This window comes from Microbacterium sp. AC215, assembly GCF_979258645.1.
Map to the genome: position 1 here is coordinate 1,288,406 of NZ_OZ409869.1, position 12,965 is coordinate 1,301,370.

13 protein-coding genes are annotated in these 12,965 nt (G+C 68.7%); 9 read left to right on the plus strand and 4 right to left on the minus strand.

The window, feature by feature from the left end:
* Positions 1–6: 6 nt before the first annotated feature.
* The gene (locus ACZZZF_RS06485; protein WP_187249329.1) at positions 7–861 is read left to right on the plus strand and encodes a MurR/RpiR family transcriptional regulator; all 855 of its coding nucleotides are present in this window, start codon (positions 7–9) and stop codon (positions 859–861) included.
* Between the two features lie 10 nt (positions 862–871).
* On the opposite strand, the gene ACZZZF_RS06490 is transcribed toward ACZZZF_RS06485, so the two are convergent.
* Positions 872–2,014 (minus strand): DUF998 domain-containing protein, encoded by a 1,143-nt coding sequence (locus tag ACZZZF_RS06490; RefSeq protein WP_394194377.1) that lies wholly within the window; start codon positions 2,012–2,014, stop codon positions 872–874.
* Positions 2,015–2,126: 112 nt separating this feature from the next.
* On the opposite strand from ACZZZF_RS06490, the gene ACZZZF_RS06495 reads away from it, so the two are divergent.
* Positions 2,127–3,083 carry an AraC-like ligand-binding domain-containing protein gene (locus ACZZZF_RS06495; protein WP_053095460.1) on the plus strand — a complete coding sequence of 319 codons (957 nt, stop codon included), beginning with the start codon at positions 2,127–2,129 and terminating at the stop codon, positions 3,081–3,083.
* Between the two features lie 25 nt (positions 3,084–3,108).
* Here the strand turns inward: ACZZZF_RS06495 and ACZZZF_RS06500 are convergent, their stop codons facing one another.
* The gene (locus ACZZZF_RS06500; RefSeq protein ID WP_285363124.1) at positions 3,109–3,501 is read right to left on the minus strand and encodes a hypothetical protein; all 393 of its coding nucleotides are present in this window, start codon (positions 3,499–3,501) and stop codon (positions 3,109–3,111) included.
* Positions 3,502–3,718: 217 nt separating this feature from the next.
* Here ACZZZF_RS06500 and ACZZZF_RS06505 point away from each other — a divergent pair, with 217 nt between their 5' ends.
* The 7 genes from ACZZZF_RS06505 to ACZZZF_RS06535 all read left to right on the plus strand — a co-directional run bounded on the left by ACZZZF_RS06505 (position 3,719) and on the right by ACZZZF_RS06535 (position 10,214).
* Positions 3,719–4,510, plus strand: coding sequence for a MoaF C-terminal domain-containing protein (locus ACZZZF_RS06505; protein ID WP_463497614.1), 792 nt, complete (start codon positions 3,719–3,721; stop codon positions 4,508–4,510).
* A 31-nt stretch (positions 4,511–4,541) separates the two neighbouring features.
* Entirely contained in the window at positions 4,542–4,931 is a 390-nt protein-coding gene (locus ACZZZF_RS06510; RefSeq protein WP_072590934.1) for a nuclear transport factor 2 family protein, read from the plus strand.
* Positions 4,932–4,967: 36 nt separating this feature from the next.
* Positions 4,968–6,137, plus strand: coding sequence for an ABC transporter substrate-binding protein (locus ACZZZF_RS06515; protein ID WP_463497617.1), 1,170 nt, complete (start codon positions 4,968–4,970; stop codon positions 6,135–6,137).
* A gap of 72 nt (positions 6,138–6,209) precedes the next feature.
* Positions 6,210–7,070, plus strand: a complete 861-nt coding sequence (locus ACZZZF_RS06520; protein WP_053095455.1) for an ABC transporter permease subunit — start codon at positions 6,210–6,212, stop codon at positions 7,068–7,070.
* Positions 7,057–8,829, plus strand: coding sequence for a branched-chain amino acid ABC transporter ATP-binding protein/permease (locus tag ACZZZF_RS06525; protein WP_463497619.1), 1,773 nt, complete (start codon positions 7,057–7,059; stop codon positions 8,827–8,829). The genes ACZZZF_RS06520 and ACZZZF_RS06525 overlap by 14 nt, the downstream gene beginning before the upstream one ends.
* Positions 8,826–9,518 (plus strand): ABC transporter ATP-binding protein, encoded by a 693-nt coding sequence (locus ACZZZF_RS06530; RefSeq protein ID WP_053095453.1) that lies wholly within the window; start codon positions 8,826–8,828, stop codon positions 9,516–9,518. Before ACZZZF_RS06525 ends, ACZZZF_RS06530 begins: the two co-directional genes overlap by 4 nt.
* Positions 9,519–9,563: 45 nt before the next feature.
* Complete coding sequence (locus ACZZZF_RS06535; protein ID WP_463497621.1) at positions 9,564–10,214, plus strand: HAD-IA family hydrolase; 651 nt, start codon at positions 9,564–9,566, stop codon at positions 10,212–10,214.
* 61 nt (positions 10,215–10,275) lie between these two features.
* Here ACZZZF_RS06535 and ACZZZF_RS06540 read toward each other — a convergent pair whose 3' ends face one another.
* Positions 10,276–11,805 carry an HNH endonuclease signature motif containing protein gene (locus tag ACZZZF_RS06540; RefSeq protein ID WP_463497624.1) on the minus strand — a complete coding sequence of 510 codons (1,530 nt, stop codon included), beginning with the start codon at positions 11,803–11,805 and terminating at the stop codon, positions 10,276–10,278.
* A gap of 295 nt (positions 11,806–12,100) precedes the next feature.
* Positions 12,101–12,916: an SDR family NAD(P)-dependent oxidoreductase gene (locus ACZZZF_RS06545; RefSeq protein WP_463497627.1), complete on the minus strand. Its 816-nt coding sequence runs from the start codon at positions 12,914–12,916 to the stop codon at positions 12,101–12,103.
* Between the last annotated feature and the right edge of the window lie 49 nt (positions 12,917–12,965).

Here is a 12,965-nt window from a genome sequence, read left to right on the forward strand (position 1 = left end):
AGAGCCATGAGCATCCAGACGACGATCGCCTCGGCCGCCGAGAAGCTGCCGCCGTCGCTGGCCCGCATCGCTCGGACGATCGCCGACGATCCCACCATCGTCGTCGACAGCACGATCACCGAGATCGCGGCGAGGTGCGACACGTCGGTCGCCTCGGTCGTCCGCTTCTGCCGCACCATCGGCGTGAACGGCTACGCCGCGCTGCGGATGGCGCTGGCCACAGAGCTCGGTCGCGAATCCGTGCAGTTCCCCGCGGCATCCGGTTTCGGATCCGAGATCTCCGCGGCCGACACCCTGCGGGAGGCGACCGCGAAGGTCGCCGCACTCGAGCTGCTGGCCATCGAGGAGACCGTCGCGAACCTCGACTACGACGAGCTCGCGGCCGCGGTCGAGGCGATCGACGACGCCGACCGCGTCCTGCTCTTCGGGATCGGCGCGAGCGGACAGGCGGCTGCGGATCTCGGCCGCAAGCTGCTCCGCATCGGACATGCGGCGATCGTCCTGACGGACGCGCACGAGGCGAGCGCCGCCGCATCGCTCGGAGCGAGGAAGACCGTGGCGATCGGGTTCTCCCACTCGGGAACGACCCGCGAGACCGTGCACTTCCTCCAGACGGCACGGGCTGCATCCGGCACCACGATCGGCGTCACGGGTGGGCCGGCCTCGCCGCTCGCCGAGAACTGCGACCACGCCCTGCTCACGCGGGCGCGTGAGCCTCGCCTCCGCGCGGGCGCGATGGTGAGCCGCATCGCGCAGCTCGCACTGGTGGACTGCCTGTTCGTCGGCGTCGCCCAGCGCCGGCACGCGCACACCATCCATGCGCTGCAGCGCACGGCGGATGCCACGCAGCCGCTGCGCTGAGGACCGACGCTCAGGCCGGGGTCGGACCGGGCCGCTGCCCCGCGTGCACGGACCCGGCGGGGTGCGCTGATGCGGCGGGGTGCACCGATCCTGCGGTCCGGAGGAACACGATGATCCAGCTGAAGATCAGCACCGCCGCGATCAGCTCGACCGCCGTGAGGTTGTAGTAGCCGACGGCGAAGAACACGCCGAGCAGCACGATCACGAGCACGTAGATCCACCCGAGCACCACGAACACCCGTGGGATCGTGCGCACGAACCAGGGCAGCCCGACGACGATCACGGCGAACGCGACGGTCATCCCGGTGGCGACCGTGTTGTGCACGAGGAAGAACTCGTCAACCGGGAAGATCCCGACGCACGCGAGGAAGATCCCGATCAGGATCAGCCCGCCTCGCACCACGCGCCGTCCGCGACGATCGACGTGGTCGTCGACGGGCAGCCCCGCCGTGGCATAGCGGGCGATCGTCGTCACCAGGACCCCGGCGATGATCAACGTCGCGTTGAACGCCAGAGACGCGCTGTTGCTGCTCATCCCCAGCGCCGACAGGTTGTCCTGCCACCAGTGCACATCGCTGGAGGCGAGCATCGCCGCGAAGGCGCCCACCACGAGGAAGACCGCCAGGACGAGGGAGAGCACCATCGGCGTGAGCGCCACCGCGCTCAGGAACGTCACATAGGCGGTGAGAGCGAACGCGACGGCCACCAGGATCGCCCCGGGGAAGGCGAACACCGGGGCGTCGGTGAAGCTGCGATCGAGCAGTTCGGCGATTCCGAGCCATCCGAGGTACGCGATCGCGGCGTGCGCGAAGGCGATGGCGGCCAGGTCGTACCAGCGCAGCCGATCCCCGGGGACGCTGAATCCATCGCGGGTGCCGTCCGGCGCGACCGCCGCCGGTCGCACGACGAGACGCCCGAGCGCGAACGCCAGGACGGCGGTGATCGCGCCGCCGTAGGCGGCGAACGCGCCGATCGAGCCGGTGCCGCTGATCGCCATCTCCTGACCCCAGAAGACCGGCCACCCGATGGCGAAGCCGAGCACGAAGAACACCGCCCCGACTATGAGCGCGGTGGCCTCGAAGACCGCATCCGCTGTGTCGGGTCCGCGCAGCTGACGCAGGACCTGCATGACCTTCTCGCCGAGATATCGCATCACTGGCCTCCGCCCACATCATAGAAGCCTCGCCCTCCGGACCGCGCCGGTGATAGCATCACGGCACGGATCGTATACAACGTCGTCGTTCCACCACCCGAGGTGATCAGTCATGAACGGTGCACTCGCCGCCCCCGCCGAATCGGTGTCGACGCTCGTCGCGCGCAACATCAGCGAGTTCCGGGCCGCCGTCTCGGAGTCCTTCGTGCCGCTCCAGGTGTCGACGGCCGGGCCCGACCACTTCCGCGGGATCATCCGCGGCGCCTCAGTCGACGAGGTGCACGTCAACGAGGTGCGCGCCACCTCGCACGTCGTCGAGCGGACACCCGAGCTCATCGCACGCAGCGACCGGTCGTACTTCAAGCTGAGCCTCATGCTCGCCGGCACCGGGATGCTGATCCAGGACGACCGGGAGGCCGTGCTCCAAGCCGGCGATCTCGCCGTCTACGACACCGACCGCCCGTACTCGCTGGTCTTCGACGACGACTTCCGCACGATGGTCGTGATGTTCCCCAAGCACCTGATCAGCCTGCCCTCCGACATGATCGGCCAGCTCACCGCGGTGCGCATCTCGGGTCAGGGTGGCCTCGGCGGAATGGTCGTGCCGTATCTGACGCAGCTCGCCGGCAACCTCGACCAGCTCGCCGGCACGACAGGGGCACGACTGGCGCACAGCGCGCTCGACCTCGTCACGACGGTGTTCACCCGCGAGCTGGGCCTCGACGAGGTGTCGGCCGACCCTCATCGCGCGCTCGTGCAGCGCATCCGCTCGTACATCGACCGCAACCTCGCCTCGACGGATCTCGGACCCGCGACCATCGCATCGGCGCACTTCATCTCGACCCGTCACCTGCACGGCCTGTTCCAGGAGCAGGGCGTGACGGTGTCGACCTGGATCCGCACCCGCCGCCTCGAGCAGTGCCGTCGCGATCTGCTCGACCCGATGCTCGCCGACCGGCCCGTCGCCGCGATCGCGGCCCGATGGGGCTTCGTGGATGCGGCGCACTTCAGCCGCGCGTTCAAGTCGGCGTTCGGCATCTCCCCCAGCGAGTACCGCGCGGCGCACTGAGCGCAGCGCAGCGGGAGAACGTCCGTCAGGGGACGTAGACCGGCGGCGCGAACATCGTGCCGCCGTACAGCATCTGCACGGCGACGAAGCCCGGCAGCGACACGGCGGCCACGAGCGCGAGCGCCAGCATCGCACTGAGAAGCACCCGGCGGCGTCCTCCGTCCCGGACGGCGAAGAAGGCGCCGATCGCGATCAGGGCGTGGAGCACCAGCACGGGCACGAGGCCGATGGTGAACCCCCAGCCCTCCATCGTCGACCCTGCGGAGACGGCCTTCGACTGCTCGCTGAACTCCTCCTCGTACGACATCCCGCACCAGACCCACGCGACGGCGAAGAACAGGAGAGCGAAGAAGACGGATGCCGTCCAGGCGACCGCCTTCACCGCCGGCGAGAGGGCGGCCCGGGGTTCTGTTCGCATGACTCATCCTGACACCCGCCCGGAGCCCGCCGCTGACGCCACGGCGGATTCCCAGGCCCGTCCTTGCTCTGCAGGGCACGCCGGTTGACTGTCGGCGCGCGATGGCGACGCTTCTCTTGAGCGGATGCCAGGGCGAGCCGGAGCATGAGGCAAGCACACCGCGAGGATGCGGTGCCCGGAGCGAGGACGCTCCGCCGCATGCGACGTCAGGACTCCCATGACCGCTCCCGTCACGACCGATCCCGCACTCGACGAATGGCGCACGTACGACGAGTTCGCCGCCGGGATCGACACCTTCCGACTGCCGAACGCCTCGCTGTCGGGCACCGCGCTGACGCTCACGCTCGACGATGGCTCCGCACTGGCGCTGACGTTCGATGCGGTCGCTGTCACCTGGTCAGGACTCGGCGGGTCGGGCACCGACCCGTACGACGCCGTCGCGGTGCGCGACGACGTCGTCTTCGTGAACATCCCGCTCGAGAGCCGTGAACGCGAAGCGATCACCGTCGTCTATTCGACCTCCACCCACCGGGCCACCGTCGTGCGTTCACGCATCGCCGCCGAGGCTGTCGAGGGCACACCACAGGTCGGTCAGGACTTCTGGGCGGCGACGACCGATGCCGGTCCCACGACGGGCGAGGTGCCGGGGCCGAGCCGAGACCTCATCGGCAAGCGCAACATCTATCGGTACAGCCCTCACCACCTCTACGAGCACGTCTACATCTCGAGCCGGCGCTACGCCTGGCAGTGCCTCGAGGGCGTGCAGCGGGGCCACGGCGACATGGACCTGTCGACCGTCTGGAAGTTCGCCGACGGCCTCTACCTCTTCTGCTTCCGGGAGTTCCGCATCGCGGTCGCGAGCGTCTGGCTGCACGACCTCGGCTACCAGCTCATGACGACGGGGATCTTCCTCGGCCTCACCGGCGACGGCGCCGCGGAGCACTCCCGCGGCGGCGGTCACATCTATCCGCTCGGGTCCGTCGACTACCCCGACGCCCAGCCCGTCTGACCCCGCGACGAGATCCAGGAGAGGACCTCCCATGAGCAACGCCGACATCATCGCAGCGCACTACGCGGCCAGCGACCGCGGCGACCTCGACGGCATGCTGGCGCCGCTCGCCGACGACGTGAGCTGGACCGAGGCCGCCGGTTTCCCGTACGCCGGCACGTACATCGGGCCGGATGCGGTCGCGGCAGGCGTCTTCCAGCGCATCCAGGACGAGTGGGACGACTACACGGTCGCGATCGACGAGGTCATCGACGGCGGGGACGTGGTCGTCGGCATCGGCACCTACTCGGGCACGTACCGCGCGACCGGCCGATTCTTCGCGGCACGTGTCGCGCATGTCTGGCGCCTGGCCGATCACCGGGTCGTCGCGTTCGAGCAGTTCACCGACACCGAACTGGTCAACCGCGCGCTGCGCGACTGACCGCAGCACCACAAGCACACGAGAGGCAGGAATCACATGAACAAGCGAGTATCCGGCACTGCGGCGCTCATCGCCGTGGCAGCCCTCACCCTGGCCGGTTGCGCCGGCGGAGAAGGCAGCGGAGGTGGCGACGGCGCCCCGATCGTCGTCGGCTCCGTGAACACGATCAGCGGTCCGGCGACGTTCCCCGAGGCGTCGCAGGCGGCGGCAGCGGTGTTCGACGCCTTCAACGAGGCCGGAGGCCTCGACGGACGCACCATCGAGTACAAGACCCTCGACGACAAGGGCGACCCGGCCACAGCCACCGCGTCAGCCCGAGAGCTCGTCGGCAGCGACGGGGCCGTCGCGCTGGTCGGATCAGCGAGCCTGATCGAGTGCGAGATCAACGCGAAGTACTACGAGCAGGAGGAGATCCTCTCGCTGCCCGGCATCGGAGTCGATACCGGCTGCTTCGCGAGCGACAACATCTCCCCCGCCAACGTCGGTCCGTTCAACGACATGACCCTCACGCTGCAGTACGGCTCGGAGGTGCTCGGACTCGACGACATCTGCATCCTGCTGGAGATCGCAGGATCCACCCGACCCACCTACCAGGCGGCGATCGACAAGTGGACCGAGATCACGGGCAAGGAGCCGAAGTACGTCGACGACACCGTGCCGTACGGCGCCTCGGACTACACGCCCTACATCGTGAAGGCCCGCGAACAGGGCTGTAAGGCGCTCGCGATCAACCCCGTCGAGCCCGACGCGATCGGCCAGGTCAAGGCCGCGAACGCGCAGGGCTGGGACGACGTGACCTGGCTCTATCTGACGAGCGTCTACAGCGAGAACTTCGCGGATGCGATCGATGACGCCGGGGCCGGCATCTACGTGCCCGCCGAGTTCTACCCGTTCACGGACGACGACGAGATCAACACCGACTGGCGGGAGCTGATGGAGGCCAACGACATCCCCCTCACCTCATTCAGCCAGGGCGGATACCTCGCCGCGACCTACTTCATCGAGGTGCTCGAGGGCATGGACGGCGACATCACCCGCGAGACGGTCACCGAGGCGCTGCGCGGAATGGATCCCATCGAGAACCCCATGGTCGGAACGCCCTACGCCTTCGGCACGCAGAACACCGCGGGATGGCCGATCATCCTCGAATCCGGCACGAACGCCTGGGAGAAGGTCGCCGACGACTGGCTCCGCATCGGCGAGTAGCCGCCCTTCACCTGCCGCCGAGCGCATTCTCGGCGGCAGGTCCTCTCCCCCTCACACCAGAAAGGACGCCTCATGCTGCAAGGCGCCATCGCCGGTCTCGCCGCCGGCGGTCTCTATGCGGTCCTCGGAGTGTGCCTGACCCTGATGTCGCGCCTCGTGCGGGTCGTCAACTTCGCCCAGGCCGCGACCGGGATGTTCGGTGCCTTCAGCGCCGTGTGGTTCGTCAGCGAACTGGGGGTACCGATCTGGCTCGGCTCCGTGCTCGGCGTCGTCGTCGGCGGGGCGCTCTCCGCCACCATCGGGTGGATCGCCGCGACCTGGCTCTCCGAGGCCTCCACCACCACTCGCTCGGCGATGACCGTCGGTCCGCTTCTCCTGCTCATCTCGATGTCGTTCATCCTGTTCGGCAACAAACCGCAGCCGTTCACCCCGATCATCGCGGGCCCCGCCTTCTCGTTCGGGGGCGTGGTGATCAGTCAGGTCACCGTCGCCACCGTCGCCATGGCGGTCGTCACGGCGGTCGTGGTGCGGATCGTGCTGCGCCGGACGAGAGTGGGCACGCAGCTGCGCGCGCTCTCCGAGCGCCCCACCACCGCCGAGCTGCTCGGCATCCGTTCCCGTCCGCTCTCCATCGCGGTGTGGTTCGTGACCGGTGTGATCAGCGCGATCGCCATCATGATCGTGGCGCCGTCGCAGTCGAACGACGCGACCAGCCTCGCGATGCTCATCGTCCCCGCCGCAGCCGCTGCGCTGCTCGGCGGCTTCCGCCGTCTCGACCTCGCCGTCGTCGGCGGAGTCGTGCTGGGCGTTCTGGGAGGGCTCGTCGCGCAGATCGACGAGGTCGCGCTCGTGCGCAACTTCCTCCCGTTCCTGTTCATCGTCGTCCTGCTCCTGTGGACGCAGCGCAAGGAGGTGTGGGATGCCGCTCGCTGACCGTCCCTGGTTCCGTCTGTCCTGGCCCCTCGCCGTCGCCGCCGCGGCGGTCGGACTGGGTGCCATCCTGAGCGCGGCGCTTCCGGGGTACTTCGTGTTCCTCGCGATCAGCGCAGTCGTCGCGGCCATCGCGATCCTGGGACTGGGCATCGTCACGGGCTCCGCCGGCATGATCGCGCTGTGCCAACTCACGTTCGCCGCCGTGGGCGCCTGGATCGTCTCGCTGCTCAACGTCATGCAGGCGCCGGGCGGCTTCGTCGTCTGGCTCCTCCTCGGCGGCATTGCCGCCGGTCTTGTGGGCATCCTCGTCGGGCTCCCCGCGCTGCGGCTGCGCGGCGTGAATCTCGCGGTCGTCACCCTCGGCTTCGCTGCCGCGGCGGATGTCACCCTCGTGCAGATCCAGTTCCCCGGGTCCGCCGACGGCACGGCTGTCGAGCGCCCGACGCTGTTCTCGAACGATCGCGAATTCTTCTTCCTCTCGGTCGTGGTGCTCGCCATCTGCGCGCTGGGAGTCTTCTTCCTGCAGCGCGGACGGTGGGGCTCGAGCTGGAAGGCGGTCGCCTTCTCGGAACGCGGCACCGCGGCTGCCGGGCAGAGCGTGCAGAGCGCCAAGCTCACCGCGTTCGCCGTCTCGGCCGCACTGGGAGGCATCGCCGGAGGACTCCTCGCCGGCCAGGTGCAGCTTCCGTTCGCATCGAGCTTCACCCCGCTTCAGTCGCTGGCGCTCTACGTCCTCGCCGTCATGTCGGGGGCCCATCTGATCGACATGGCGATCCTCGGCGGCATCCTCTGGGTGCTCGTGCCCGAGCTGCTGAAGCGCTGGGGCGTGCCGCAGGACTGGGCGTTCGTGGTCTTCGGCGTACTCGGCGTGCAGGCGCTCACCAGCGGGACCAACCTCGGTCAGGGCATCCGCAATCTCATCTGGAAGCGCGCGGATCGCAGGACCGCCTCGGCGAAGCTGACCGCGCTGCCTCCCGATGCGGATGCCGAGGATCGGGCGATCACGACAACGACCACCGCGACGGTCGATGAGCGCGCGCTCGATGGTGCACCCGTGCTCACTGTCGACGGACTCACGGTGCAGTTCGGTGCTCTCACAGCGTTGGACGATGTGTCGTTCCAGGTGCCGGCGGCGTCGATCATGGGCCTGATCGGTCCGAACGGGGCAGGCAAGTCGACGTTCGTGGATGCGATCAGCGGGTTCCTGCCGAAGCACGGCGGTCGAGTACTGCTCGGAGATCGCGATCTCGCCGGCCTGTCTCCGACGCGTCGCGCCCGGCTCGGGCTGCGCAGGACCTTCCAGCAGGACAGGGTCCCGCCGTCGCTCACGGTCGGCGCGTACGTGAGGTTCGTCGCTCGACGTCGACTCGCCGCATCCGACATCGATGAGGTTCTCGAGTTCTTCGGATGCCCGCCGGCCGGTGCGCGCCTGTCGAGCGTCGACGTCGGCACCCGGCGACTCGTCGAGGTCGCGGCGAACGTGATCTCTCGTCCGCGGCTGCTGATCCTCGACGAGCCCGCGGCCGGCCTGTCGCACGATGAGCACCTGGCTCTCGCCGCGCGTCTGCGCGAGCTGCCGGCCCGGTTCGGCGTGGCATTGATCATCATCGAGCACGACCTCGATCTCGTGCGCTCGGTGTGCCCGACGCTGACTGTGCTCGACTTCGGTCGAGTGCTCGCGAGCGGTCCGCAGGCCGAGGTGCTCGCGAACCCGGAGGTCGTGAAGGCGTACATGGGAGAGACGGAGCTGCTGAAGTGAGCGAACTGGTGCTGGACGGGGTGACGGTCAGCCGGGGCGCGGGGCCGGTGATCTCGGATGTGTCGCTGACCGTGCGCGGTGGCGAGGTGCTGGCGCTCGTCGGACCGAACGGGGCCGGCAAGACCAGTCTGATCGAATCGGTGTCGGGGGTCACCCCGCACTCCGCGGGATCGATGATGCTCGACGGCGAGCCGCTCGACAAGCTGTCCCGGGTGTCGAGAGCGCGGCGCGGCATCGTGCACATCGAGCAGGGGCGAGCGGTGTTCCCATCGCTGACCGTGCGCGAGAACATCTCGCTCACCGCGCGGACGCCTGCGGAACAGGATGCGGCGCTCGCGCAGTTCCCTGAGCTCGAGAAGCGCATCGACTCCCCCACCGCGCTGCTGTCGGGTGGCGAGCAGCAGATGGTGGTGCTGGCACGTGCCTTCGCCGCGAAGCCGCGGATCCTGTTGATCGATGAGATGTCGCTCGGTCTCGCGCCTGTCGTGTTCATGCGGCTCATGCCGATCGTGAAGTCGATCGCCGAGTCGGGCGTCGGGGTGCTGCTCGTGGAGCAGTTCACGCAGCTCGCGCTGGGCCTGGCTCGCGAGGCCGTGGTGGTGGCCGGTGGGCGCGTCTCCTTTCAGGGCACCGCCGAGGCGTTGAAGGAGGATTCGCAGCTGCTGCACCGCGCGTACCTCGGTGGGTAGCGCCGTCGGGTCGGGCTTCAGATGCTGCGGCAGTAGCCTGAGGGGATGACCGAGACCATCAGCGCCCGCGCCGTCCTGCTCGACATGGACGGCACTCTCGTCGATTCGACGGCTGTCGTGGAACGGCTCTGGCTGGCGTGGGCCGAGCCCCACGGAATCGCTCCCGAGACTGTCTTGAGCGTCGTGCACGGCCGGCAGGGGCACCAGAGCATGGCCATCATGCTGCCGGAGCGCGACCACGAGATCAACATCCGCGAGAACGCGGTGATGCTCGCGAACGAGAGCAAGGATGTCGATGGCGTCATCCCGATCGAGGGTGCGGATGCCCTGCTCGCCGCACTGCTCCCCTACCCCCACGCGATCGTCACCTCGGCCGACGTGACGCTGATGAACGCGCGGATGGGCCAGGCCGGCCTGACCGTGCCCGCACTGACGGTCACGGCCGAGAACGTGTCGGCCTCCAAGCCCGACCCCGAGGGCTTCCTGCTGGGTGCGGAGATGCTCGGCGTCGACCCCGCCGACTGCGTGGTGTTCGAGGACTCGGGCGCCGGCATCCAGGCCGCGCATGCTGCGGGGATGCGGGTCATCGGCGTGGGCGCGCACGCGACGTCTCATCAGCCGACCTTCCATGTCGATGACCTCACCCAGGTGGCCGTCATTCCGACGGCGGACGGTTTCGAGCTCGCGATTCGCTGATGCGCTGATGCGGTGCTGCGCTGGTGTGGTGCTGCGGTCGCATCGGTGACGCTCACCCGCGTCATCCGGTGCGGGTGAGCGGCGCGGGGAGTGTGAGTCGCGCCACGCTGAGCCTCGGTGTGCGCCATCGTTCGTCGGGATCCCACCATCTCGGTCCTCGTACCTGCGGGACCCCGTCGTCCATGCGGATCTCCCACCCCGAGGTCCCGAGGGATCGGTGGTGCCACCAGCACAACGGCACCCCGTTATCGGTATGAGTCGGACCACCCCGCGCATGCTCGACGACATGGTGGATCTCGCACCAGGATGCGGGAACGTGACATCCGGGGATGAGGCATTCTTTGTCGCGGGCGATGATCGCCCGGCGTTGGTGCACGGTGAAGATCCGGTCTGTGGTCGTGATCCCGATGATCCTGCCCTCATCGACCAGCACCCGTTGAATCGTCCCCGCGCATCCGACGTGCGCGGCGACGGAGACCGGGACGTGGGCACCGGATCCGGGGATCGTCGCCCACCCACCGTTGCCGCCCATTCCGCCCACGAGATCCTTCGCGTCGACGTTCACGACCAGGACCGGTGCGGAACCGCCGAGGGTGGGCATGTCGTTGTGTCGCGCGGCGATGGCGAACACCATCGCGAGGGCGTCGTGACGCTTCTGCGACGCGGAGCGGTCATCGAGCACACACCGCGGATCCGAGTTGAACGGATCCGTATCGTCACCGTCTGCACCAGCACCAGCACCCGCACCAGCACCAGCACCAGCACCAGCACCAGCATCCGCATCCGCACACGCGCCCTCGCTCGGGGCGAAGTGCACTCCGGGCATGGGCGGGCCGTCACCTTTGGGGTTGAGGATCGCGTCCAGGATCAGCTGCAACTGCGCCGCGACCTCTGGGGTCAGATACCCGCGGATCGCGTGCACGCCGTCCGTGAGACGACCGATCGTGATGCCCCGCCGGCGCCGGGAGTCCTCATCCTTGGGTTCCTCCCCATCGGGGTCGAACATCGACGCGAGATCCTCGGCAAGAGCTTTCAAGTCCTGCGGGGTCGGCGCCGGACCCGGCTCATCAGCCTCCAGGCCCTCATCATCAGCGTCGACCACGACGCCGTGGCCGCGAGCACACCCCGCCAACGCGACATCCGCCGCCAACCGCTGATCCACCGTCAGCCGATCCCACACCTTCTCGATCGGCCCCGTCGCCGCAAGAAACCCGGCCACACCGACCACCCCATCCAGCAACGCGAGACGCAACTCCGACCACCGGGCCGGCATCCTCTCCCCCGCCAGACTCACCGGACGCCGCACCAGATCGACGACCCTGTCGACCCGGGACGCGCCCCGCACATCCACCGACACCGTCCGCTGCAACAACTCATTCAGGCCCCGACACCCCGCCGAATGCGGAAAGTCGGCGGCGTCGCCCGTCGCGATCGTCTCGACAATCACGGCCTCCGCGCGGCGGAAGACAGCACCCGCACCCTGCAGAACAGTCACCCGATCCGCATCCGACAACCCCGCCAGCGCGTCATCGGACAGCACCGTGTCGAGGTCGGCGATCACCCGATCCAGAAGCTCCGCAGTGCTGTTCATACCCCCAGTCAACCCCGGGCCACCGACATCCGAGACCCGAAACCACCAAGAATTACCCCAGATCAGATCCGTATTCCAATCTCCCGGAATGGCACAGCGAGAGCGCCCAGATCGCGCGAGAGATGCAGGGGAAACCCCCATGAGGCGCGACCGACAGGAGGAAGCGGGGAAGAGGCGAAAGACGGGATACGTGAGAACGGAGAACACAGCGGCGTCATCGGAGCGCGAACGACCGAACCGGGAACGAGAGCACCCACGCCGGGGACGACCGACCATGCACCCGAGCGACCGCCTCCTACATCCCCGCCCGGTCGAAGGCGATCGTCGGCACATCAACGACGTGTGACCCGCCATCCGCCACGATCACGGCACCGGTGACGTACGACGACTCCCCCGATCCCAGGAACCGCACGACCGACGCGATCTCCGCCGGCCGAGCCGGGCGCCGCAGCGGCACATCCGCCGTGACGGTCGCATACGCCTCTTCCCGCGAGCCCAGCCCGGCATGGGTGGCGAACTCGTCCATCTCGTCGTCGGCCATCGGCGTCTGCACCCAGCCGGGGCACACCGCGTTGACGCGCACACCCTGCCTTCCGTAGTCGCGGGCGAGGGTCCGCGTCAGCCCGATCAGCGCGTGCTTGCCCACGGTGTATCCCGCCACCGAGGGACCCGCGAAGAGACCTGCGAGAGACGACACGATCACGATCTGTCCTTTCGCCTCGATCAGCGCAGGCAACGCCTCTCGCGCCATGACGAACGCCGTGGTGAGGTTCGCCCGGATCGCCGCATCCCAGCTGTCGTCGTCGGTGTCGGCGACCGGCGAGAAGCCGTGTCCGCCGGCATTCGCCACCAGCACGTCGAGGCGCCCGAACGTCGCGAGCACCTCCGCCACCGCTGCCTGCGCCGATGCGGTGTCCGCGGCATCCGCGATGATCGGATGCGCGCCGACGGTGTCGGCCACGGCGCGCAGCGGCTCGGGCCGACGCCCCACGACCACGACGTGCGCACCTTCAGCGGCATACCGTTCGGCGATCGCCGCCCCGATGCCGGTACCTCCGCCGGTGATCACGATGACCCGCCCGGAGACCGTCGATCCCACTGCACTACCCATGTTCGCTCCTGTTCTCGCCGCGCTCACGCGCTCTCGCCGCGCTCGTGCG

Excerpts from the sequence above, each read along its gene's own strand:
- ACZZZF_RS06520 (WP_053095455.1), top strand. The coding sequence starts at position 6,210 with ATGCTGCAAGGCGCCATCGCCGGTCTCGCCGCCGGCGGTCTCTATGCG.
- ACZZZF_RS06490 (WP_394194377.1), bottom strand. The coding sequence starts at position 2,014 with ATGCGATATCTCGGCGAGAAGGTCATGCAGGTCCTGCGTCAGCTGCGC.
- ACZZZF_RS06535 (WP_463497621.1), top strand. The coding sequence starts at position 9,564 with ATGACCGAGACCATCAGCGCCCGCGCCGTCCTGCTCGACATGGACGGC.
- ACZZZF_RS06500 (WP_285363124.1), bottom strand. The coding sequence starts at position 3,501 with ATGCGAACAGAACCCCGGGCCGCCCTCTCGCCGGCGGTGAAGGCGGTC.
- ACZZZF_RS06485 (WP_187249329.1), top strand. The coding sequence starts at position 7 with ATGAGCATCCAGACGACGATCGCCTCGGCCGCCGAGAAGCTGCCGCCG.
- ACZZZF_RS06505 (WP_463497614.1), top strand. The coding sequence starts at position 3,719 with ATGACCGCTCCCGTCACGACCGATCCCGCACTCGACGAATGGCGCACG.
- ACZZZF_RS06540 (WP_463497624.1), bottom strand. The coding sequence starts at position 11,805 with ATGAACAGCACTGCGGAGCTTCTGGATCGGGTGATCGCCGACCTCGAC.
- ACZZZF_RS06495 (WP_053095460.1), top strand. The coding sequence starts at position 2,127 with ATGAACGGTGCACTCGCCGCCCCCGCCGAATCGGTGTCGACGCTCGTC.
- ACZZZF_RS06515 (WP_463497617.1), top strand. The coding sequence starts at position 4,968 with ATGAACAAGCGAGTATCCGGCACTGCGGCGCTCATCGCCGTGGCAGCC.
- ACZZZF_RS06545 (WP_463497627.1), bottom strand. The coding sequence starts at position 12,916 with ATGGGTAGTGCAGTGGGATCGACGGTCTCCGGGCGGGTCATCGTGATC.
- ACZZZF_RS06525 (WP_463497619.1), top strand. The coding sequence starts at position 7,057 with ATGCCGCTCGCTGACCGTCCCTGGTTCCGTCTGTCCTGGCCCCTCGCC.
- ACZZZF_RS06510 (WP_072590934.1), top strand. The coding sequence starts at position 4,542 with ATGAGCAACGCCGACATCATCGCAGCGCACTACGCGGCCAGCGACCGC.